Below are 22720 nucleotides of genomic sequence, written 5' to 3'. Positions count from 1 at the left end.
TCAGCGCCCCAGACCGAAGGGGTCGCTGATGTGCGGGCTGAGCTTGACCGTGGGCGGGGCCGCCGCGTCGTACCACTCAGCCTGGCGGATCGCCTTCATGGCTTCCTTGCGGCCCTCCGGATCCAGTCGGTCCAGGAAGAGCACCCCGTCGAGGTGGTCGGTCTCGTGCTGCACGCAGCGCGCCATCAGACCGGTGCCGACGATCTGCATCGGGTCACCGAACGAGCTGAAGCCCTTGGCGACGACGTTCTGCCGACGCTTGGTGTCGAAGTAGAGACCGGGGATGGACAGGCAGCCCTCCGGGCCGTCCTGCTCCTCCTCGTCGGGGAACTCGAGCACCGGGTTGATCAGGTGCCCGAGGACGTCGTCGACGTCGAAGGTGAACACCCGCAGGCTCACACCGAGCTGCGGCGCGGCCAGGCCGGCGCCGTTCTGCTCACGCATCGTGTCGGTGAGGTCGGCGACGAGCCGACGCAGCTCGGCGTCGAAGTCGACCACCGGATCGGCCGGCGTGCGCAGCACCGGATCCCCAAACAGACGGATGGGCTGGACGGTCACGCGGGACGGCTCCTTCGTGGGGCGGGATGAGCGGTGCCGTACCAGTCTACGGAGTGCCCGGCCGCGCGCCGGCCGCCGCACCTCGATCAACCCCCGGCGGTGTGCCCAGCGTCACCGGGCGGCTCCCGCGAACCGGTCAGCAGGTCCCGTAACCGCTCCGCGTTCGGGTGGCCGAGATCGTCGAGGATGCCCAGGGCACGCCGCCAGGCACGCGCGGCACCGCCCGGGTCTCCCACCGCCTGCCGGCTCTCACCGAGCCGGGACAGGGTGTCGGCCTCGTCGTAGCGGTCGCTGACCCGTCGGTACAGCCCGAGCGCCCGCTGGAAACAGCGGATCGCCGCACGGTGGTCACCCAGCCGGGCGTGGATGAACCCGAGGCTGTCCCAGGTGTTCGCCTCACCGTGCCGGTCACCGGTCGTGCGCAGCAGCGCCAGAGCCTCTCCGCAGTGCGCCAGCGCCGGCTGGTACTGGCCGAGTTGGGCGTGGGCCCAGCCGACCGCGTTGCGGGCGCTGGCCTCCCCGGCGACGTGTCCGGCGGCCCGGTACAGCGCCAGGGCGCGCTCGCTCTGCTCCAGCGACTCGGCGTGCCGGCCGAGCCCGTCGAGCATCGCCCCGAACGCCCGGTGGGTACGCGCCTGCCCGGTGTGGTCACCCAGCTCCCCGAAGATCACCAGGGCCTGGCGGTAGTTCCTCGCCGCCTCGTTCACCCGGCCCAGCCGGGACAACACCCGGGCCAGGTCGCGGTGGGCGTTCGCCTGCCCGAGGCGGTCGCCGGCGCGTTGCGCCCCGGCCAGGGCGTCGCGCTGGGCGACGACGAGGTCCGGCCAGCGCCCCCGGCGTTGCAGGAAGTCGACGAGCGTCCAGGCCAGCTGCCAGGCGTGGCCGTCGAACCCGGTCCGCCTCGCGTGCGCGACCGCCGCCAACAGCACCGGGTACTCCAGGGTGAACCAGGCGAGCGCCTGCCCGTGGTCGGTGACCTCCTCGGGCACCACCCCCGGTGCGGCGGCGGCGAGGCTGACCGGGTCCCGGCCCGGTTGCAGCAGCAGCGCCGCCGCGTGGGCGGTGTGCAGGTAGTGGTCCAGCCCGCGCTGGATCGCGGCCCGCCGGGCCTGCGCCGGTTCGAGACGTTCGGCCTGCTCGGCCGCGTACGCCCGGAGCAGGTCGTGCGCGCCGAAGCGGCCGGGGGCGTGCTCGGTGACGAGGTGCGCGTGGGCCAGCTCGCCCAACAGTCGGGGCACCCGGGCCCGGGGCAGGCCGGCCAGACTGGCCGCCGCGGCGAACCCGATGTCCGGCCCGGGGTGACAACCGAACAACCGGAACAGGCGGGCCGCCATCGGCGTCAGACTCCGGTACGACCAGGAGAAGACGGCCTGCACGTCGGTGCCGGCGTCCCCTCCGTCGAACGAGTCCAGTGGTCGCGGCGCCGCCCGCAGCTCGGCGGCGAGGGTGGCCAGGGGGAAGCCCGGCTTCTCCGCGCTCCTCGCGGCCAGCACGGCAAGCGCCAGCGGCAGCCGCGCGCAGCGTTCGATGATCTCGTCCGTCGCCTGCGGCTCGGCCGCCAGCCGGTCCGCGCCGAGCCGCCGGGCCAGCAGTTGCCACGCCTCTGCCGTGCTGAGCAGGTCGACGCCGATCGGCCGGGCACCCTCGGCGGCGATGAGGCCGGCCAGCCGGTTGCGGCTGGTGACCAGGACCAGACAGCTCGGGCCGCCGACCAGCAGGGACCGTACCTGGTCGGCGTCGCGGGCGTTGTCCAGCAACACCAGCATCCGACGGCCGGCGAGCAGACTGCGGTAGAGACCCACCTGCGCGGACGGGTGGGTGGGAATTCGTTCGGGCGGCACCTCCAGGGCCTCCAGGAAGCCCCGGACCGCCTCGACGGCCGTCACCACCGTTCCGGTGGAGTCGAACCCCCGCAGGTCGACGTAGAGCTGGCCGTCCGGGAAGTGGTCGGCGACCCGGTGCGCCCAGTACACCGCGAGCGTCGTCTTACCGACTCCGGCCGTGCCGGACAACGTCATGACGGTGGCCGGCGCCACGTCGTCCTTCCCGCACCCGCCGGGGCCGGCCCATTCGGCATCGAGCCGGGCGAGCTGGGCCGTACGTCCGACGAACCCGGGCAGCGCCGGCGGCAGTTGACGGGGGACGGGGAATCGGGCCGACGTCGTACCGGCCCACGGACCGCCGCCCCTGGCCCGCACGGCCGCCCGTCCGGCGGTCGCGTGGTCCCGGCCGGCGCGTCGACGTCGCTCCTCGACCCGGTCCCGCGCGGTAGCCAGCACCCCCTGCTCGGCGGGGGTCGCCCCGAGCAGTCGGATGAGGACGTCAAACCGTTCCGGCGGCGGCAGGATGTTCCCGGCGAAGTACTCGCCGATGATCCCGCGCGACCAGCCGGTCTTCGCGGCCAACTGCCGGTACGTCAGCAGGGTCTCGCCCTGCTGCCGGGCCTCGCGGCGGCGCAGCTGACGCAGCAACCCGGCCAGTTCCGGCAGCGTCTGCGCCTCGGCGCCGGCACGGACCACTCCGTGCGACTGATGTGACGTCTGATGAGTTCCGGAAGGTACCCATTGGTCAGACATGCGGCCCCCACCCCGGTCATCCGGCCGCCCCGGATGCGCACGGGCAGGGTAATTCCGGCCGCACGAGACTCGATAGACAGCCGCCAATGCACGACAGTTCCACTGCGGACCCTCTCCTCGTCCAGCGGTGTCCAGCGGTGTCCAGCGGTGTCCAGCGGTGTCCAGGATCCGCCCCGCACGGCCGATGCCCCTGCCACCGTCTCGGTGCGGGCTCGGCCCGCTCCACGAAACCTGGGGGAAGAGGTACCCGATGATCCGTCCACACCCGACCACCCGGCGCTCCGCAACGATGCTGCGTCGCGTCGCCGTCACCGCGATCGGTCTCACACTGCTCGCCACGGGCGTGACCACCACACCGGCCGCCGCCGCGCCAAGCGGCAAGGCCGCCGCCGCACCGGGCGGCAAGGCCGCCGCCACCGGATCCTTCGTCGACAGCACACCGGTGCCCGGTGGCTTCGCCTCCTGGGCGGATCTGCTCCGGTTGCAGCAGCGGATGAACACCGCCGCCGCCCGGATCACGAACGCCGCGCAGCGCAGCCCGAACTCCGGTTTCGCCGGCATCGTCGCCGACCCCACCACCCGGCAGCTCCAGGTCTACTGGAAGGGCGAGCCGCCGGCGAACCTGGTGGCCACCGCCCGGGCCACCGTCGCCACCCAGGTCCTGCCGGCCGCGTACTCCCAGCGGGAACTGTTCGCCGCGGCGGACCGGTTGCGCGCCACCGCCGGCCACAAGATCACCACGGTCGGTCCGCGCGCCGACGGCGCCGGCCTGCTCGTCGGCACGCAGAACGGGCTGCTCGGCGCGACGGCGCTCGCCGGCGTACCGGTGACCGTGCAGACCGGGGTCGCCGCCGCGCCCGCGACCCGCTGGGACGACACCGCGCCGTGGTGGGGTGGCGCCGCGTGGCGCAACACCGCCACCGGCGGTGGCTGCTCGACCGGCTTCGGGGTGTTCCAGGGCGGGGTGGCGCGGATGCTCTCCGCCGCGCACTGCGCCAACCTCAACGTCACCGCCACCGACCCGACCGGGCAGACGATCGGCATCGTCGGAACCCGCAACGTGGGCAGCGACACCCTGCTCATCGCGGGCAGTTCCGGCGGCCGGGTCTTCAACAACAGCACCAACGCGGCCGGTGGCGTGGTCAGCGAGTTCAGCAACCAGGTGATCGGTGCGACGGCCAGCCAGGTCGGCAACTTCGTGTGCACCTCCGGCGCGTACTCCGGCACCCGGTGCTCAATCCAGGTGAAGGCCCGCAACCTCTGCATCAACGTGCGCGACTTCGGCACGGTCTGCGGTCAGGTACAGGCGGAGAACACCACCCGCACCAACGCCGTCGGTCAGGGTGACAGCGGCGGTCCGGTGGAGATCGTGAACGCCGCGAACACCCTCCAGGTCTGGGCCACCGGCACCAACACCGCCATCGACGACACCAACACCGCGGTCGCCTGCACCGGCTACGTGACCACCGGTCGGGTCTGCGCGTGGCGGATGTACTACGAGGACATCTTCTCCGGCATGGCCGGAGTCGGCGCATCGGGCGTCATCCTCGGCTGAGAGCCGTCCGTACGACCCGACGACCGGGTCGGCGCGCGTCCGCCGCGCGTCGGCCCGGTCCCTCGCGGGTTCAGACGGTGGCGCTCGGGTCTCCCGCGAGCACCGCGTCGCCACGGAGCAGCGCGGGCTCGGGCAGCGGCAGTTGGATCTTGTGAGCCGCCTCCCAGTCGTAGATCAGGCCGGGGCGCACCTGGGCGGCGAAATAGTCGATCGCGGTCATCCCACCCACGACCGGCTCGTCGACCTCGGCGACCAGCTGGGCGGGAACCAGGGAGAACCCGTTCTGCAGGGCGGCGCTGAGACGGCGGTGACCGTCGACCACGAAGAAGTACTCGCCGGTGAACCCGATCTTCAACGGTTCGAGGGCCTCGTCGCCGGCCTCGGCCACGCCACCAACGAAATCGGTGTCCCACAGACCCCGCAGGGTGGCGATGTCCTCGGTCGGGTAGACGCGGGCCGGATCCAGCAGCAGCAGCGGCGGCGCGTCGCGCAGCACCTCGGCGCCGAGGGTGCCCTCGTACGCGGCCACGATGTGCTCGATCACCTCTGACACGGAGGCCCGGGTGGTGTCGCAGATCAGGTCGTAGTTGCGCAGTCGGGCCTTGTCCACCCCGTACCGGATGATGAACCGGCTGCGCTCGCTGGCGCTGCGCTCCCGGAGCTTGGCCTTGGCCTCCTCCAGCGAGGCGTAGCTCTCCGCCGGACCGGACGGTCGGGCGAGCACCCGGCGGGCCGCCTCACCCGGCTCGGTGATCATGTGCACCTTGAGCGCGTCGGTGAAGAAGTGCCACGCCAGCCGGGAGTCCATGATCAGACGCTCACCGGAGGCCGCGATGTCCCGCTGCAACTGGTCGACGTAGCCGTCGACGGCCTGGTCGAGCTCGGCGTGCAGGTTGAGCTGCAGGGCGGTCATCTGCCGCTGCTGCGCCATCTCCCGGTAGAGGTCCCCCACGCTGACCCGGCGCATACCGAGCCGCTTGGCGATCTCGACCGACACGGTGCTCTTGCCGCTGCCGAGGTCGCCGTTGAAGACGATCGATTGTCCAACGGTCACGACTGGTCCACCCCTGATCACCGGCTCATTGACATCATCGACCTGGCGCCCGACCGACGCGTTCCCGGCCTCGTCGCGCCATCCCGCGGCGGCCCCAGCTCGGCGCGTCTGACGCTCCGTCTCGACCTGAAGCCCGTCGTACGCCTCGGCATGACGGGCGATGCTACCACTCGGACGCCACCGCTTTGCCGGACGCGGTGTGCGAGGGCCTCCGCCACAGCCCCGGTCCGCCACCGTCGGCAGCCGGGGCGAAACGGTCAGAACAGGCTCAGCGGATCGACCTGGAGACGAACCGGATCGGCGGCCTTGCGGGCGGCCCGCGCACCGGCGGCCGAGTGCAGCGCCTCGGCGAGCGCGGCAGCCCGCGCCCGGGGCACCCGGACCAGCATCCGCTCCCGACCCTCCTCGGCCGGCACCGGCCCGAGCACCTCGGCGTCGTCCGGCAGCCGGGCCGCGGCGAGCAGGTCCGCCACCGCCTCGGCCGGGCCGGTGACGCTCGCCATCCGCACCGCCGGAGGGAAGCCCAACTCTCGGCGTTCGGCCAGCTCCCGACCGGCGAACCAGGCCGCGTCCCAGCGCAGCAGCGCCTGCACCGGGGCGAGCGCGCCGTCGGCGACCACCACCACCCGACCGGCCGGCGCCGGGCGGGCCAGGGCCGCCGCCGCCAGCCAACGGCGCAGCGCCTCCTCACCGGCGCGCAGGTCGGCCCGGGTCAGCAGGGCCCACGAGTCGAGCAGCAACACCGCACCGTAGCCGCCCTCGGCCACCGGCTCGGCGCCCGGGGTGGCCACCACCAGGGCCGCGCCGCCGGGCACCTCGGTCAACACCTCCTCGCGCCCCGAGGTCCGCACCGACACCCCGGGGAACGCCCGGCCCAGCTCCTCGGCGGTCCGCCGGGCGCCGGTCACCGCGGCCCGCAGCCGCCGCCCACCGCACTCCGGGCAGGCGTACGCCGCCGCCACCCGGGCGCACCACCGGCAGGCCGGGGTGCCACCGGCCGAGGGCAGCGCGAGCGGGCCGGCGCAGTGCGCACAGCGGGCCGGGGTACGACACTCGGCGCAGGAGATCGAGGGCAGGTAGCCACGTCGGGGCACCTGCACCAGCACCGGCAGGTCCTCCCGGAGCGCGTCCCGGGCGGCCGTCCAGGCCAGGCTGGGCAGCCGCGCGGTGGCCGCGCCCGGGTCACGGGCCAGTTGGGGGTCGTCACCGGTCGGCGCGATGGTCGGGATGCGGGCCCGCACGGTGGCCCGGTCGGCGACCACCTCCGGGGCCCAGCCGGTCTCCACCAGCAGCTGCGCCTCGGCGGTACGGGCGTACCCGCCGACCAGCGCGCCGGCCTCGGCGAGGTGGGCTCGGGTGAGCAGCACGTCGCGGGCGTGCGGGTAGGGTGCCCGCGGCTCGGAGTGCAGGTCGTCGCCGTCGTCCCAGACGGCGACGAGGCCGAGCCGCCGCACCGGGGCGAACATCGCCGCCCGGGTGCCGATCACCACCGGCACCTGTCCCCGGCGGGCGGCGAGGAAGGCCCGGTAACGCCGGGCCGGTCCGAGCGCGGCGGAGAGGCTGACGTGTCGCCCCGGCCCGAGCACGCCGGTGAGCGCCGCGTCGAGGCGGTCCAGGTCGCGGGCGTCGGGTACCACGACCACCGCACCGCGCCCGCCGGCGACGGTGGCCGCCACCGCGTCGGCGTAGCGGGCCGCCCAGTCCTCGCCGGGCAGCGCCGACCAGACCGCGCGGGGCGCTCGGCCGTCGGCGAGGGCGCGCAGCAGGGCCGGGCCGGTCGGGTAGTCACGCCAGCCGCGCGGGTCGACCGTCTCGGTGGCGGGCGCCGGGACGGGCTGGTCGTCGTGGGGTTCCTTCTCCACCCGCGCATGCCGGGGTGGCACGGCGAGCCGGAGCACGTCGGCGAGACTGCCCGCGTACCGGTCGGCGACCGCTCGGGCCAACCGGGCGATCTCGGGGGCCAGCACGGGCTCCGGCGAGACGACCTTCTCCAGGTACGCGAGGCGGCCGGTGTGCCCGGAGTCGTCGGCGCGCGACAGCAGCCAGCCGTCGACGAGTTGCCCGGCGAAGCGCACCTTCACCCGGGTGCCGGGCACCGCCACCTCGTCCAGCTCCGCCGGGACCAGGTAGTCGAACGGCCGGTCCAGGTGGGCCAGTCCGACGTCCACGCAGACGCGCGCGACCGGCGACCCATCCGCGGGTCGCCGGTCGCTGCGCCTGGTGGCGGTCAGGCTCGCGCGGCCGACTTGAGGTCGGCGGCCCGGTCGGTGCTCTCCCAGGTCAGGTCCGCCAGCTCCCGGCCGAAGTGGCCGTACGCGGCGGTCTGCTGGTAGATCGGGCGGAGCAGGTTGAGGTCCCGGATGATCGCGGCGGGACGCAGGTCGAACACCTCGGAGACGGCCTTCTCGATCGAGGGGACCGGCACGGTCTCGGTGCCGAACGTCTCGATGAACAGGCTCACCGGGTGCGCCTTGCCGATGGCGTAGGCGACCTGCGCCTCGCACCGCTCGGCCAGGCCGGCGGCGACCACGTTCTTGGCCACCCAGCGCATCGCGTACGCGGCCGAACGGTCCACCTTGGACGGGTCCTTGCCGGAGAACGCGCCACCGCCGTGACGGGCGTACCCGCCGTACGTGTCGACGATGATCTTGCGGCCGGTCAGCCCGGCGTCACCCATCGGGCCACCGATCTCGAACCGGCCGGTCGGGTTGACCAGCAGCCGGTAGCCCTCGGTGTCCAGACCGAGGCTCTCCAGCTCCGGGGCGATCACGTGGTCGCGCACGTCCGGCGTGAGCAGCGATTCCAGTGAGATGTCGGCGGCGTGCTGGCTGGACACGACCACGGTGTTCAGCCGGACCGGACGCAGCCCCTCGTACTCGATGGTGACCTGGGTCTTGCCGTCGGGCCGCAGGTACGGAATCGTGCCGTCCTTGCGCACCGCGGAGAGGCGGCGGGCCAGCCGGTGGGCGAGCGCGATCGGCAGCGGCATCAGCTCGGGCGTCTCCGAGCAGGCGAAGCCGAACATCATGCCCTGGTCGCCGGCGCCCTGCGCGTCCAGGGCGCTCTCCGACGCCCCGGTCCGCAACTCGAAGGCGTTGTCCACGCCCTGCGCGATGTCCTCGGACTGCGCCCCGATGGAGACGCTGACCCCGCAGGAGGCCCCGTCGAACCCCTTCTTCGACGAGTCGTACCCGATGTCGAGGATGGTCCGGCGGACGATCGCCGGGATATCGGCGTACGCCTTGGTGGTCACCTCACCGGCGATGTGCACCTGACCGGTGGTGATCATGGTCTCCACGGCCACGCGGCTGTGGGGGTCCTCGGTCAGCAGCGCGTCGAGGATGCCATCGCTGATCTGGTCGGCAATCTTGTCCGGGTGGCCTTCCGTGACCGATTCGGACGTGAAGAGGCGGCGTGTCACGGCACTCCTAAGCGGTTGAGGTCGTTCCGCGGCAGTGTAATCACCGTTGCGGTCGCTGTCGGGATCGGTCGCGTTCTTTAGCACTTATGAGGAACGGCCCGGCAGCCGCGCCACGACGAGATCCCAGACCGTGTCGGCCACCGCCTCCTTCGTCTGCTCGGGCAGCCGGCTGACCGAGCCGTCCGCGCCGATGACCGTCACGGTGTTGGTGTCGGCGCCGAAGACCAGGTCCTGGCCGACCTCGTTGATGACGATCAGGTCGGCCCGCTTCCGGGCCAGTTTCGCCCGGCCGTTGACCTCGGCATCGCCGGTCTCGGCGGCGAACACCACAAGCAGCTGCTCCGGTCGTTTCCGCTGGCCGAGCTCCGCCGCGATGTCCGGATTCGTGACAAGCTCGATGGTCGGCGCCACGCCGTCGTCCGACTTCTTGATTTTGCCAGGCGCGTACGTCGCGGGCCGGAAATCGGCCGGAGCCGCGGCCATCACCACCGCGTCGGCCTCGACGGCGGCCTTGAGCGTCGCCTCCCGCAGCTCGGCGGTGGTGCCCACCCGGATCAGGTCGACACCGGCCGGGTCGGCGAGGTCGACGTTGGCGGCGATCAGCGTCACCCGAGCACCCCGGGCGACCGCCGCGCGGGCGAACGCGTAACCCTGCTTGCCCGACGAGCGGTTGCCCAGGAAGCGGACCGGGTCCAGTGGCTCGCGGGTGCCGCCCGCGGTGACGACCACCCGGCGGCCGGTCAGGTCGGCGGAGTCGGCGCCGCCCCGGGCCAGGAGCCGGCGAGCGACGGCGAAGATCTCCGCCGGGTCGGGCAGTCGGCCCTTGCCGGTGTCGACGCCGGTGAGCCGACCGACGGCCGGGTCGAGGACCAGGACACCCCGGGAACGCAGCGTGGCGACGTTGGCCACGGTGGCGGGGTGCTCCCACATCTCGGTGTGCATCGCCGGGGCCAGCAGCACCGGGCAGCGGGCGGTCAGCAGGGCGTTGGTCAGCAGGTCGTCGGCGAGGCCGTGGGCGGCCTTGGCGAGCAGGTCGGTGGTGGTCGGCGCGACCACCACCAGGTCGGCCTGCTTGCCGAGCCGGACGTGCGGCACCTCGTGGACGTCGGTCCAGACGTCGTCGGCCACCGGCTGGCCGGAGAGCGCCGCCCAGGTCGGCGCCCCGACGAAGCGGAGCGCCGACGCGGTGGGCACGACCCGAACCGAGTGACCCGATTCGGTGAAGAGTCGCAGCAGCTCACACGCCTTGTAGGCGGCGATGCCGCCGCCGACCCCGAGGACGATCGAGGCGGACATCGGCCAGCGAGGGCTTACGGCTGGTCGGTCGGCTCGGCGGTGAGCAGGCCCGAGTTGATCTCGCGCATGGCGATCGAGAGGGGCTTCTCCTGCGGAGTGGTCTCGACGAGCGGGCCGACGTACTCCAGCAGACCCTCACCGAGCTGGCTGTAGTAGGCGTTGACCTGGCGCGCACGCTTGGCGGCGAAGATGACCAGCGCGTACTTCGACGTCGTCTTCTCGAGGAGCTCGTCGATCGGCGGGTTGGTGATGCCTTCGGGGTTGGCGATGGATCCCACGAATTAACCTCTGCGTCTTTCGAGCCGCGCGGACGCGGTGCTGAGTCTCAACGGCGGCCGACCGTCAGCCACGCACGCGCGACCAGGCCGGGTCCGGATAAGAAGAACCGAGTAAGCCTACCAGCTGCTCGACCACCCGTTCGGTGTGGTCGTGGGTCAGCGTGTACGCGACGGCGGCGGCCACCGTGGTGTCGGGGTGATACCCGGGTGGGCTCAGCAGCACCAGCCGGGAGTCGGGCAGGCGCGCACGCACCAGGGGGACGCCGCGCAGGTCGAGCGGGAGCAGCACCTGCTGCCCGGCGTCGAGCCGGGCCCGCAGCGGCGGGTACGGGGTGCCCCGGCGGTGCGAGCCGATCCGGGACCACTCCAGCAGCTCGCCGTCGACGACCCGGCGATCGAACTCGGCGGGGGCGAGGAAGACGCGATCCACCCCGTCGATCTCCGACTCCCGGCGCGGCCTGGTGGTTGCCGCGACCGGGATCCACACGGACGGAGAACGCGCCCGGACAAGCTCGACGACACTCTCCCTGCCGGAACCCGAAGGTCCAGCCAGGACAGTGAGCCGAGCCGCCGGGCGCGCCTCGTCATCCGTGCTCACTGCTTGTTTCTACACGCTGCCAGGTTCAGTTGGCGGCGAACTCTCCAAGCAGTGCCTTGCGCTGCTGCTCGCCGAGGCCACGCAGGCGACGGCTGTCGGCGATCTTGAGCTTCTCCATGATCTGGGTAGCCCGGATCTTGCCGATGCCCGGCATGGCCTGCAGGACGGCCGACACCTTGAGCTTGCCTACGACGTCGTCGCTCTCGGCCCGCTCAAGGACGGCACCGAGAGTGGTCTTGCCCTGCTTGAGCTGCTCCTTCAGCTGAGCACGGGCCTTGCGGATCTCCGCGGCCTTCTCGAGCGCGGCAGCGCGTTGTTCGGGGGTCAGTGACGGGAGCGGCACCAGTTCTCCTCAGGTCCCTATCGCGGCGGGCGGGGCGCACCGCCGCATCTGTGAAACGTGGTGTCGCTGTGAACCAAGGGGTCCATGGTTCCCAGCGCGGGGAAAACTAGCGGCCAACGGAGCTTTCGGCAACGTGGGGGCCGCATGATCACCGTAGAGTGACCGACCCGTCAGTCAGTCACCGGGCAGGCAGAACGGCCCGACAGTCGACCAGAACGCGGTCCGTGGCGGCCCGCAGGGCGGCCACATCGGGGCCGGCCGAGAGCACCTCCCGGGAGTACGACGGAAGCACCGAGGCGAGGCTCGAACCGAAGACGGTACGCAGATCGGCCGCGCCGGCACCCTGCGCGCCGAGCCCCGGAGCGAGCAGCGGGCCCCCCACACCGGAGAGGTCGTGACCGGTGTCACCGATGGTCGCGCCCACCACCAGACCAAAGCTCCCGAGCGGGGACGCACCCCTGTTGAGCTGGGAAATCTCGTCGATCACGGTCTGCGCCACGGTGCGGCCGTCGGCCGTCACGGCCCGCTGCACGGCCGCGCCCTCGGGGTTCGAGGTGAGGGCCAGCACGAACACTCCGCCGCCGTGCTCGGCGGCGAGCTCGAACATCGGCGCCAGTGAACCTACTCCGAGGTAGGGGCTCGCCGTGACCGCGTCGACATACACGGGGCTGGATGGATCGAGATACGCCGAGGCGTACGCGCTCACCGTCGAGCCGATGTCGCCGCGCTTGACGTCGAGGAGAACGAGCGAGCCGGCATCGCGTAACTGTCGGATAGTTGACTCAAGAATGGCCACACCTCGGGAGCCGAACCGCTCGAAAAAGGCCGACTGAGGCTTGACCACCGCAACCCGGTCACCGAGCGCTTCCACGACGGTTCGGCTGAACCGGTCAAGCCCCTGGACGTCGTCCGGGAGGCCCCACCGAGCCAGCAGACCGGGATGCGGGTCGATGCCCACACAGAGCGGGCCCCGCTCGGTGATCGCCCGGTGCAGCCGGGTGCCGAAGCTTTCCATCGGAGTGTTCCCCTCTTCTCGGCCGGGCGGCTGCCCCGCCCGGGTAACCGTCGACCCGGTGACCGGGCCGACTCAGCCGGCCGACTCAGCCGGCCGCCACCGCCGCCGCCACTCCGGCCGCGATCCGGGCCAGCTCGACGTCGTCGGTGACGTACGGCGGCATCGTGTAGATCAGGTCGCGGAACGGGCGCAGCCACACGCCCTGGTCGACCGCCGCCACGGTCGCCGCGCCGAGGTCGACCTCGTGGTCGAGCTGGACCACGCCGATCGCGCCGAGCACCCGTACGTCGGCCACCCCGGGCGCCCCGCGCAGAGGCTCCAGGCCGGCGCGCAGGCCAGCGCCGATCCTGGCGACCTGCCCGGCCCAGTCCCCGGCCCGCAGCAGCCCGATGGAGGCGTTGGCCACCGCGCAGGCCAGCGGGTTGCCCATGAACGTGGGCCCGTGTGCCAGCACGCCGGTCGCCGAGATGCCCCGGGCGACCTCCGGGGTGCACAGGGTCGCCGCGAGGGTCAGGTAGCCACCGGTGAGCGCCTTGCCCACGCACAGCACGTCCGGCGTCACCCCGGCGTGCTCCGCGGCGAACATCGTCCCGGTACGGCCGAAGCCGGTCGCGATCTCGTCGAAGATCAGCAGGACTCCGTGCGCGCGGGTCACCTCGCGCAGCACCCGGAGGTAACCCGGGTGGTGGAAGCGCATCCCACCGGCGCCCTGGACGACGGGCTCGACGATCACGGCGGCCAGTTCGTCGGCGTACCGCTCGACCGTGTCCACCAACGCCGCCACGTACGCGTCGTCGGGCGGGTCGGTGAAGCCGCCCGGCGGGACCGGAGCGAACACCTGCCGGGGCAACACGTCGCCCCAGAGGTGGTGCATCCCGCCCTCCGGGTCGCAGACGCTCATCGGGTGGAACGTGTCACCGTGGTAGCCGCCCCGCCAGGTCGCCAGCCGGCGCCGCTCCGGCCGCCCGACGGCCCGCTGGTACTGCAGGCACATCTTCACCGCCACCTCGACGCTGACCGAGCCGGAGTCGGCCAGGAAGACGTGCTCCAGGCCATCCGGTGTCAGCTCGACCAACGTCCGGGCGAGCTGCACGGCGGGCTCGTGGGTGAGCCCACCGAACATCACGTGACTCATCCGGCCGAGCTGGTCGGTCACCGCCGCGTCCAGGACCGGGTGCCGGTAGCCGTGGATCGCCGCCCACCAGGACGACATCCCGTCCACCAGCTCCCGCCCGTCGGCCAGGGTGAGGCGTACGCCCTCGGCGCCGCGCACCACGTACGGCGGGTTCGCCGGCGGCAGCGCGGCGTACGGATGCCAGACGTGCGCCCGGTCGGTGGCCAGGATCTCCTCGGGTGTCACGGGTAACTCCTCTGCGCCTCAAGCCGTCCGGACGGCGGATATCCGGCGGCGGCGTCCCGCGCGCCGTGCGGGTCGCGCGACCCTGGAGCGTGTGGCGGCGGCCGGGCGCAGCGTCCCGGCCTGCCCTGCCGCCGCCAACACCGCGTCGGGGCGGTTCACCGACCCGCGACGGGGTCCGGAGCCGCTGACGTGGCAGTCGCGCGGGCGGCGGCGCGGACCAGGGCCGGGCCCCGGTAGATGAAGCCGGTGTAGAGCTGCACCAGCGCCGCGCCGGCATCGAACATCCGGGCCGCGTCGTCCGGGTCCAGCACCCCGCCGACTCCGACGATCGGCAGCCGGCCGCCGGTTTCCCGGTGCACGAAGGCGACCACCTCCCGGGCCCGTCCGGTCAGCGGCCGACCGGACAGACCACCAGCCTGCGCGCCACGCGAGGCGTCGACGTTGGCGAGCCCGTCCCGGGACAGGGTGGTGTTGGTGGCGATCACCCCGGCGGCGCCCCGGGCCAGGCAGACCTCCAACAGCTCGGCGATCGCCGCCTCGCTCAGGTCCGGTGCGATCTTGACCAGCACCGGCCTCTCCCCCACCAGCGCGCCGAGCAGCGCGTCCAGATGGGCGCGGTCCTGCAACGAGCGCAGGCCGGGAGTGTTCGGTGAGGACACGTTCACCGCGAAGTAGTCGCCGTGCCCGCGCAGCGCCCGGTACGACGCGAGGTAGTCCTCGACCGCCTCGTCGAGCGGTGTCACCTTGGACTTGCCCAACGAGATGCCCAGCGGCACCCCGAGCGGGCGCGGCAGCGCCGCCAGCCGGGCGGCCAGCGCGGCGGCGCCGGCGTTGTTGAAGCCCATCCGGTTGACCACCGCCTCGCTGGCCGGCAGCCGGAACAGCCGGGGCCGGGGGTTGCCCGGCTGGGCGTGCGCGGTGACCGTGCCGACCTCCACGAACCCGAAGCCGAGCGCCGGCCAGGCCGGCAGCGCCGCGCCGTCCTTGTCCATGCCGGCGGCCAACCCGACCGGGTTGGGGAACCGCACCCCGAACACCGTGCGCGGCGCGTCGACCGCGTACCGGGCCCGCAGCGCGGCGAGGGCCGCCGGCCGCCGCGACAGGGCCGTCAGCCGCCGCAGAGTCCACTCGTGCGCCGCCTCGGCGTCCCCGCCCCCGAGCCGGAACAGCCACGGCCGTACCGCCCGCTCGAACACCGTCACTGGGCCGCCCGCAGGATGGCGTGCAGATCCTGCAGGGGACGGACCTGCATGTCGCCGCGGATCCGCGCCTCGATGCCCATGACCGCCGCCGCCGCGCCGGGGACCGTGGTGATGCACGGGATGTCCGCGGTGACGGCCGCGCTGCGGATCTCGTAGCCGTCGGAGCGGGCGCTGGCACCCGAACCCTGCGGCGTGTTGATCACCAGCGCGACGTGGCCGCCGCCGATCAGCGACACCGCGTCGTCACCCGCGCCGGCCTGGTAGTGCTTGCGGATCTGCTCGCAGGCGATGCCGTGCCGGCGCAGCACCTCCGCCGTGCCGGCGGTCGCGACGATCTCGAAGCCCAGATCGGCAAGCCGCTTGATCGGGAAGATCATGCCGCGCTTGTCCCGGTTGGCCACCGAGACGAAGATCTTCCCGGCGGTCGGCAGCGACCCGTACGCGGCCGACTGGCTCTTGGCGAAGGCGTGCCCGAAGTTGGTGTCGATGCCCATCACCTCGCCGGTCGACTTCATCTCCGGCCCGAGCAGCGAGTCGATCCCCTTGCCCGCGCGGGTCCGGAAACGCTTGAACGGCAGCACCGCCTCCTTGACCGCGACCGGCGCGTCGGCGGGCATCGTGCCCCCGTCCCCCGTCGCCGGCAGCAGGCCCTCGGCGCGCAGCTCGGCGATGCTCGCACCGAGCGCGATCCGGGCCGCCGCCTTGGCCAACGGCACCGCCGTGGCCTTGGAGACGAACGGGACGGTCCGCGAGGCGCGCGGGTTGGCCTCCAGCACGTAGAGCACGTCGTCCTTGAGGGCGTACTGCACGTTGAGCAGGCCGCGGACGCCGACGCCACGGGCGATGGCCTCGGTGTAGCGGCGCACCTCGACCAGGTGCGAACCGGCGAGGGTGATCGGCGGCAGCGCGCAGGACGAGTCACCGGAGTGGATGCCGGCCTCCTCGATGTGCTCCATCACGCCGCCGATGTAGACCGCACCGTCGGCGTCGCAGAGCGCGTCCACGTCGATCTCGATGGCGTCGTCGAGGAACCGGTCCACCAGCACCGGGTGGTCCGGCGAGATGTCGGTGGCCCGGCCGATGTAGTCGCGCAGCGTCGGGTCGTCGTAGACGATCTCCATGCCCCGCCCGCCCAGCACGTACGACGGCCGGACCAGCACCGGGTAACCGATCTCGTCGGCGATCGTCTTGGCCTCGTCGTACGAGGTGGCCATGCCGTGCGCCGGCGCGCGCAGCCCGGCGCGGGCCAGCACCGCGCCGAACGCGCCCCGCTCCTCGGCCAGGTGGATCGACTCCGGGGAGGTGCCGACGATCGGCACACCGGCGTTCTTGAGTCGCTGCGCCAGCCCCAGCGGGGTCTGCCCGCCGAGCTGCACGACCACCCCGACCACGCCCGGCCCGCCGGCCGCCCGGCCGGACGAGTCCTCGGCGTGCCAGACCTCCAGGACGTCCTCGAACGTCAGCGGCTCGAAGTAGAGCCGGTCGGCGGTGTCGTAGTCGGTCGAGACCGTCTCCGGGTTGCAGTTGACCATGACGGTCTCGTAACCGGCCGACCGCAATGCCTGGACGGCGTGCACGCAGGAGTAGTCGAACTCGATGCCCTGCCCGATCCGGTTCGGGCCGGAGCCCAGGATCAGCACCTTCGGCCGGTCCGACGGCACGACCTCGGTCTCCAGGTCGTACGTCGAGTAGTGGTACGGCGTGGTCGCCTCGAACTCGGCCGCACAGGTGTCCACGGTCTTGTAGACCGGCCGCACGTCGAGGCGGTGCCGCAGCGTCCGTACGCCGTCCTCGGCGGCCAGCTCCGGACGCAGCGCGGCGAGCTGCCGGTCGGACAGACCGGCCCGCTTGGCGCGGCGCAGCAGGTCGGCGTCGAGCACCGGCGCGTCGACGATCTCGGCCCGCAGCTCGATCAACGCGGCGATCTGGTCCAGGAACCACGGGTCGATCCCACCGGACGCCTCGGCGACCTCGGCGATCGACGCGCCGAGGCGCAGCGCCCGCTCCACCGTGTACAACCGGCCGTCGTGCGGAATCCGTAGCGCCGCGAGGGTGTCCGCCAGGGTGACGCCCGCCGGGTCAGGTTGCGTCCAGAACCCGGCCGCCTTGGTCTCCATCGAGCGCATCGCCTTGTTCAGCGCCTCGGTGAAGTTACGCCCGAGGCTCATCGCCTCGCCCACCGACTTCATCGTGGTGGTCAGCTCCGGGTCCGCGCCGGGGAACTTCTCGAACGCGAACCGGGGGATCTTCACCACCACGTAGTCGAGGGTCGGCTCGAACGCCGCCGGGGTCTTCAGGGTGATGTCGTTGGGGATCTCGTCGAGGGTGTAACCGATGGCCAGCTTCGCGGCGATCTTCGCGATCGGGAAGCCGGTCGCCTTGGAGGCCAACGCCGAGGAGCGCGACACCCGGGGATTCATCTCGATCACGACGATCCGGCCGTCGACGGGATTGACCGCGAACTGGATGTTGCAGCCGCCGGTGTCCACCCCGACCTCGCGCAGCACGGCGATGCCCAGGTCACGCAGGCGCTGGTACTCCCGGTCGGTGAGCGTCATGGCCGGGGCCACGGTGACGCTGTCGCCGGTGTGCACACCCATCGGGTCGATGTTCTCGATCGAGCAGACCACCACCACGTTGTCGTGCCGGTCGCGCATCAGCTCCAGCTCGTACTCCTTCCAGCCGAGCACGCTCTCCTCGATGAGCACCTCGTGCACCGGGCTGGCGGACAGGCCGTCACCGGCGATGCGGGCCAGGTCCTCCGGCGTGTGCGCCATGCCGGAGCCCAGGCCGCCCATGGTGAACGACGGCCGGATCACCACCGGCAGGCCCAGCTCGGCGACGGTCGCCTCGACCTCTTCCATGGAGTGGCACACCCTCGAGCGGGGCACCAGGGCGGTCGGGTCGTCGACGCCGAGGCGTACGCCGGCCTTCGCCACGATCTCCTTGAACAGCTGCCGGTCCTCGCCCCGGTTGATGGCGTCGATGTTCGCGCCGATCAGCTCGACGCCGTACTTCTCCAAGACGCCGCCCTCGTGCAGGGCGACGGCGGTGTTCAGCGCGGTCTGCCCGCCGAGGGTCGCGAGGATCGCGTCCGGGCGTTCCTTGGCGATGACCAGCTCCACGAACTCCGGGGTGATCGGCTCGACGTAGGTCGCGTCGGCGAACTCCGGATCGGTCATGATCGTCGCCGGGTTGGAGTTGACCAGGCTGACCCGGATCCCCTCGCTGCGCAGCACCCGGCAGGCCTGGGTGCCGGAGTAGTCGAACTCGCAGGCCTGCCCGATGACGATCGGCCCGGAGCCGATCACGAGGATGTGCTTGAGATCGGTCCGCTTAGGCATTGCTGCGCCCCTTGCTGTGGGTCCGGCCCTCGCTGGGCCGCCGGTCGAGGGCGCGGCCCTCGATCAGCTCGGCGAATCGGTCGAAGAGGTAGTCCGCGTCGTGCGGGCCGGCCGCCGCCTCCGGGTGGTACTGAACGGTGAAGGCCGGCAGGTCGACGGCCCGCAGCCCCTCGACCACGTTGTCATTGAGGCAGACGTGCGACACCCGGACACCACCGAAGTCGGTGTCGATCACCTGGTCGGGGACGACCGCGCCGGCGCCAGCACCGGGCACCTGGACGGCGAAGCCGTGGTTGTGGCTGGTCACCTCGACCTTGCCGGTGGCCCGGTCGAGCACCGGCTGGTTGATCCCCCGGTGGCCGTAGCCCAGCTTGTAGGTGCCGAAGCCGAGCGCCCGACCGAGGATCTGGCTGCCGAAGCAGATGCCGAACAGCGGCACCTGCCGCCGCAGCGCCTCCCGGGCCAGCGCCACCGGGGCGTCGGCGGTGGCCGGGTCGCCCGGACCGGGCGACAGGAAGATCGCGTCGGCGCCGGTGGCGAGCATCTGCTCGATGCTCGACGACGCCGGCAGCACGTGGGTGGTCACCCCGCGGGTGGCCAGCCGGCGCGGCACGTTGCGCTTGATGCCCAGGTCCAGGGCGGCCACGGTGAACCGGTGCTCGCCCAGGGCCTCGACGACGTACGGCTCGGGGGTGCTCACCTCGGCGGACAGGTCCGCGCCGACCATCTGCGGCGCCTGGCGGACCCGGGCCAGCAGGCTCTGCGGGTCGTTGTCGATGCTGGAGATGCCCACCCGCATCGCGCCCCGCTCGCGCAGGTGCCGGGTCAACGCGCGGGTGTCCACCCCGCTGATGCCCACCACACCCTCGGTGGCGAGGCGGTCCTCCAGAGAGCCGGTGGCCCGCCAGTTCGAGCCGATCCGGGCCGGGTCACGGACGACGTAACCGGCCACCCAGATCCGCCCGGACTCGTCGTCCTCGCCGTTGACGCCGGTGTTGCCGATGTGCGGTGCGGTCTGCACCACCACCTGCCGGTGGTACGACGGGTCGGTCAGCGTCTCCTGGTAACCGGTCATGCCGGTGTTGAAGACCGCCTCGCCGAAGGTCTCCCCGACGCTGCCGTACGCCTCGCCGGGGAACGTGCGCCCATCCTCGAGAACGAGAATCGCGGAACGTCTGCGGGTCACTTGACTGCCTTTCCGTCCAGAACCGTCGGCTCGCCACGCAGGAAGGTCGCCACGATGCGACCTGGCAGCGTCATGCGGGCGTACGGGGTGTTGCGACTGCGACTGGCCAGTTCCGTCGGCTCGATGGTGCGCCGGACGGCCGGGTCGATCAGGGTCAGGTTGGCCGGCACACCCGGCGCCGGGTCCACGCCGTGCCCGGTGAGCCCGGCGATCCGGGCGGGGGTGCGCGACATCCGCTCGGCGATCAGGTCCCATTCGGGGCCGAGCACGTCCAGCGCGATGGAGAGGGCCGTCTCCAGGCCGAGCATTCCCGGCCGGGCGTACGCCCACTCGCACTCCTTGTCCTCCACGGCGTGCGGGGCGTGGTCGGTGGCGATCACGTCGATCACCCCGTCGGCGAGCGCGGCACGCAGCGCGGTGATGTCCGCGGCGGTGCGCAGCGGCGGGTTCACCTTGAAGACCGGGTCGTAGCTCTCCGCGCGCTCGTCGGTGAGCAGCAGGTGGTGCGGGGTCACCTCGGCGGTCACGCGTACCCCCCGGGCCTTCGCCTGGCGCAGCACCTCGACGCTGCCGGCGGTGGAGACGTGGCAGACGTGCAGTCGGCTGCCCACGTGCTCGGTGAGCAGCACGTCCCGGGCGATGATCGCCTCCTCGGCGACCGCCGGCCAGCCGATCAGGCCGAGCCGGGTGGAGACCTCGCCCTCGTGCATCTGGGCGCCCTCGGTGAGCCGGGGCTCCTCGGCGTGCTGGGCGATGATCCCGTCGAACGCCTTGACGTACTCCAGGGCCCGGCGCATCAGCTTCGGGTCGGCGACGCAGTGCCCGTCGTCGGAGAAGATCCGCACCCGGGCCGCCGAGTCGGCCATCGCGCCCAGTTCGGCGAGGCGCTCGCCGGCCAGCCCGACGGTGACCGCGCCGATCGGCTGCACGTCGACCAGGTTGGCCTCCCGGCCGAGCCGCCAGACCTGCTCGACCACGCCGGCGGTGTCCGCCACCGGGGAGGTGTTGGCCATCGCGCAGACCGCCGTGTAGCCGCCCAGCGCCGCCGCCCGGGAACCGGACTCGACGGTCTCGGCGTCCTCCCGGCCGGGCTCGCGCAGGTGGGTGTGCAGGTCGACGAGGCCGGGCAGGGCGACCAGACCGGTGCCGTCGATGACGGTGGCGTCCGGCGCGGACAGGCCGGGGCCGACCTCGGCGACGACGCCGTCGCGGATCAGCAGGTCGGTCGGCGCGGCGCCGACGACACTCACGCTGGTGATCAGGTACGCGGTCACCGGTTGTTCCCTCCGAGTAGCAGGTAAAGGACAGCCATCCGCACGGAGACCCCGTTGGTGACCTGTTCGACGATGGTGGAGCGGGGTGAGTCGGCGACCTCGGGGGTGATCTCCATCCCCCGGTTCATCGGGCCGGGGTGCATGACGATCGCGTGCTCGGGCAGCCGGCGCATCCGCGGACCGTCCAGCCCGTAGCGGCGGGCGTACTCCCGCGCGGAGGGGAAGTAGGAGTCGTTCATCCGCTCCCGCTGCACGCGCAGCATCATCACCACGTCCACGTTCGGCAGGACGCAGTCGAGGTCGTACGAGACGTCGGTGCCGGGCGCGAGCGCCCCCGCGATGTCGACCGGGATGAGGGTCGGCGGGCCGACCAGGGTGACCTTGGCCCCGAGGGTGGAGAGCAACAGCACGTTGGAGCGGGCGACCCGGGAGTGCAGCACGTCCCCGACCACCGCGACCGACAGGCCGGCGAGCCGACCCAGCCGGGCCCGCATGGTGTACGCGTCCAGCAGCGCCTGGGTGGGGTGCTCGTGGGTGCCGTCACCGGCGTTGACGACCGACCCGTCGACCCAGTTGGCCAGCCGGTGCGGCGCGCCGGAGGCGGGGTGCCGGACGACCACGGCGTCGGCGCCCATGGCCTGCAGGGTCAACGCGGTGTCCTTGAGGCTCTCGCCCTTGGTGACGCTGGAGCCCTTCGCGGAAAAGTTGATCACGTCGGCGCTGAGCCGCTTCGCCGCCGCCTCGAACGAGATCCGGGTGCGGGTGGAGTCCTCGTAGAAGAGGTTCACCACGGTCCGCCCGCGCAGCGCGGGCAGCTTCTTGATCTCCCGGCCGGCGACGGTGGCCATCTCGGCGGCGGTGTCCAGGATCTCGGTGGCGGTGTCGGCGTCCAGGTCCCCACCGGAGAGCAGGTGTTTGATCATGAGAGTGGTCCCCCGTACAGCTTGACCTCGTCCGTCCCGTCGATTTCGGCGAGCGTCACCCTCACGCTCTCGGCGAGCGAGGTCGGAATGTTCTTGCCGACGTAGTCGGCGCGGATCGGCAGTTCCCGGTGGCCCCGGTCGACCAGGACGGCGAGTTGCACCGACGCCGGACGGCCGACGTCGTTGAGCGCGTCGAGCGCGGCCCGGACGGTGCGGCCGGAGAAGAGCACGTCGTCGACCAGGATGACCCGTTTGCCGTCGATCCCGCCGGAGGGCAGTTCGGTCGGACCCACCGCGCGGGTGGCGTGCCGACGCAGGTCGTCGCGGTACAGGGTGATGTCGAGCACACCGACCGGAACGGCGACGTCCTCGAAGGTGCTGATCCGGTCGGCGAGCCGCCGGGCGAGGGGGGTGCCCCGGGTGGGAATCCCCAGCAGCACCGTGTTCTCGGCGCCCTGGGTCTTCTCCAGGATCTGGTGGGCGATGCGGTCGACCACGCGTTGCACGTCGGCGCTGGCGAGGATCACCTTCACCGAGGGTTGTCGCGGTGGTGACGAGCGGGCAGCCGGTGGGTATGCCACGGCGGACCTCCTTCCCCGCCTCACGGGACGGGTCGTTAAAGGATGTCGGGCACCTCCGGCCGGACCGCGCAGCGGACCTGGGCCGGGGCTTCCGCCACGTTACCAGTGGTCACCGGGCCGATGGACGGCGCCCGCTGACCACCGGGTCAGGCACCC

Annotated in this window: 18 protein-coding genes; 1 reads left to right on the top strand and 17 read right to left on the bottom strand. The window is 72.5% G+C overall.

Going from position 1 to position 22720, the window contains the following annotated elements:
• Positions 1-558, bottom strand: coding sequence for a peptide deformylase (gene def / locus AB0J33_RS21600; protein WP_091401921.1), 558 nt, complete (start codon positions 556-558; stop codon positions 1-3).
• An 86-nt stretch (positions 559-644) separates the two neighbouring features.
• Positions 645-3077: a tetratricopeptide repeat protein gene (locus tag AB0J33_RS21595; protein WP_363615792.1), complete on the bottom strand. Its 2433-nt coding sequence runs from the start codon at positions 3075-3077 to the stop codon at positions 645-647.
• Positions 3078-3384: 307 nt separating this feature from the next.
• Between AB0J33_RS21595 and AB0J33_RS21590 the strand changes: the two genes are divergently transcribed.
• Positions 3385-4689: a hypothetical protein gene (locus tag AB0J33_RS21590; RefSeq protein WP_363615791.1), complete on the top strand. Its 1305-nt coding sequence runs from the start codon at positions 3385-3387 to the stop codon at positions 4687-4689.
• Positions 4690-4759: 70 nt separating this feature from the next.
• Here AB0J33_RS21590 and AB0J33_RS21585 read toward each other — a convergent pair whose 3' ends face one another.
• From AB0J33_RS21585 to pyrR, 15 genes are all read right to left on the bottom strand, one after another.
• Positions 4760-5743 carry an AAA family ATPase gene (locus AB0J33_RS21585; RefSeq protein ID WP_363615790.1) on the bottom strand — a complete coding sequence of 328 codons (984 nt, stop codon included), beginning with the start codon at positions 5741-5743 and terminating at the stop codon, positions 4760-4762.
• 257 nt (positions 5744-6000) lie between these two features.
• On the bottom strand, positions 6001-7911 hold the full coding sequence (locus AB0J33_RS21580; RefSeq protein WP_363615789.1) for a primosomal protein N': 1911 nt from the start codon (positions 7909-7911) through the stop codon (positions 6001-6003).
• A gap of 59 nt (positions 7912-7970) precedes the next feature.
• Positions 7971-9164, bottom strand: coding sequence for a methionine adenosyltransferase (metK, locus tag AB0J33_RS21575; RefSeq protein WP_363615788.1), 1194 nt, complete (start codon positions 9162-9164; stop codon positions 7971-7973).
• Positions 9165-9248: 84 nt separating this feature from the next.
• On the bottom strand, positions 9249-10460 hold the full coding sequence (gene coaBC / locus AB0J33_RS21570) for a bifunctional phosphopantothenoylcysteine decarboxylase/phosphopantothenate--cysteine ligase CoaBC (RefSeq protein WP_363615787.1): 1212 nt from the start codon (positions 10458-10460) through the stop codon (positions 9249-9251).
• Positions 10461-10474: 14 nt separating this feature from the next.
• Positions 10475-10738, bottom strand: a complete 264-nt coding sequence (gene rpoZ / locus AB0J33_RS21565; RefSeq protein ID WP_030335666.1) for a DNA-directed RNA polymerase subunit omega — start codon at positions 10736-10738, stop codon at positions 10475-10477.
• 64 nt (positions 10739-10802) lie between these two features.
• Positions 10803-11336 (bottom strand): guanylate kinase, encoded by a 534-nt coding sequence (locus AB0J33_RS21560; RefSeq protein WP_363615786.1) that lies wholly within the window; start codon positions 11334-11336, stop codon positions 10803-10805.
• Between the two features lie 25 nt (positions 11337-11361).
• Positions 11362-11679 (bottom strand): integration host factor, actinobacterial type, encoded by a 318-nt coding sequence (mihF, locus tag AB0J33_RS21555; protein WP_030335662.1) that lies wholly within the window; start codon positions 11677-11679, stop codon positions 11362-11364.
• 178 nt (positions 11680-11857) lie between these two features.
• Positions 11858-12694 (bottom strand): orotidine-5'-phosphate decarboxylase, encoded by an 837-nt coding sequence (pyrF, locus tag AB0J33_RS21550; RefSeq protein WP_363615785.1) that lies wholly within the window; start codon positions 12692-12694, stop codon positions 11858-11860.
• Between the two features lie 85 nt (positions 12695-12779).
• On the bottom strand, positions 12780-14054 hold the full coding sequence (locus tag AB0J33_RS21545) for an adenosylmethionine--8-amino-7-oxononanoate transaminase (RefSeq protein ID WP_363615784.1): 1275 nt from the start codon (positions 14052-14054) through the stop codon (positions 12780-12782).
• A gap of 155 nt (positions 14055-14209) precedes the next feature.
• Positions 14210-15256: a quinone-dependent dihydroorotate dehydrogenase gene (locus AB0J33_RS21540; protein WP_363615783.1), complete on the bottom strand. Its 1047-nt coding sequence runs from the start codon at positions 15254-15256 to the stop codon at positions 14210-14212.
• Positions 15253-18600: a carbamoyl-phosphate synthase large subunit gene (gene carB, locus AB0J33_RS21535; protein WP_363615782.1), complete on the bottom strand. Its 3348-nt coding sequence runs from the start codon at positions 18598-18600 to the stop codon at positions 15253-15255. The genes AB0J33_RS21540 and carB overlap by 4 nt, the downstream gene beginning before the upstream one ends.
• Positions 18593-19786, bottom strand: a complete 1194-nt coding sequence (carA, locus tag AB0J33_RS21530) for a glutamine-hydrolyzing carbamoyl-phosphate synthase small subunit (RefSeq protein ID WP_363615781.1) — start codon at positions 19784-19786, stop codon at positions 18593-18595. The genes carB and carA overlap by 8 nt, the downstream gene beginning before the upstream one ends.
• Positions 19783-21060 (bottom strand): dihydroorotase, encoded by a 1278-nt coding sequence (locus AB0J33_RS21525; RefSeq protein ID WP_363615780.1) that lies wholly within the window; start codon positions 21058-21060, stop codon positions 19783-19785. Before AB0J33_RS21525 ends, carA begins: the two co-directional genes overlap by 4 nt.
• Entirely contained in the window at positions 21057-21983 is a 927-nt protein-coding gene (locus AB0J33_RS21520; RefSeq protein WP_357846854.1) for an aspartate carbamoyltransferase catalytic subunit, read from the bottom strand. Before AB0J33_RS21520 ends, AB0J33_RS21525 begins: the two co-directional genes overlap by 4 nt.
• Positions 21980-22564, bottom strand: a complete 585-nt coding sequence (gene pyrR / locus AB0J33_RS21515; protein ID WP_363615779.1) for a bifunctional pyr operon transcriptional regulator/uracil phosphoribosyltransferase PyrR — start codon at positions 22562-22564, stop codon at positions 21980-21982. The genes AB0J33_RS21520 and pyrR overlap by 4 nt, the downstream gene beginning before the upstream one ends.
• Between the last annotated feature and the right edge of the window lie 156 nt (positions 22565-22720).

The sequence above is a fragment of the Micromonospora sp. NPDC049645 genome, from assembly GCF_040675155.1.
In the GTDB taxonomy this organism is placed as follows: domain Bacteria; phylum Actinomycetota; class Actinomycetes; order Mycobacteriales; family Micromonosporaceae; genus Micromonospora.
The sequence above is the reverse complement of the archived record's forward strand: the minus strand, read 5'-3'. Positions and strand labels throughout refer to the sequence as shown.

Excerpts from the sequence above, each read along its gene's own strand:
- AB0J33_RS21590 (WP_363615791.1), top strand. The coding sequence starts at position 3,385 with ATGATCCGTCCACACCCGACCACCCGGCGCTCCGCAACGATGCTGCGT.
- coaBC (WP_363615787.1), bottom strand. The coding sequence starts at position 10,460 with ATGTCCGCCTCGATCGTCCTCGGGGTCGGCGGCGGCATCGCCGCCTAC.
- pyrF (WP_363615785.1), bottom strand. The coding sequence starts at position 12,694 with ATGGAAAGCTTCGGCACCCGGCTGCACCGGGCGATCACCGAGCGGGGC.
- carB (WP_363615782.1), bottom strand. The coding sequence starts at position 18,600 with ATGCCTAAGCGGACCGATCTCAAGCACATCCTCGTGATCGGCTCCGGG.
- AB0J33_RS21520 (WP_357846854.1), bottom strand. The coding sequence starts at position 21,983 with ATGATCAAACACCTGCTCTCCGGTGGGGACCTGGACGCCGACACCGCC.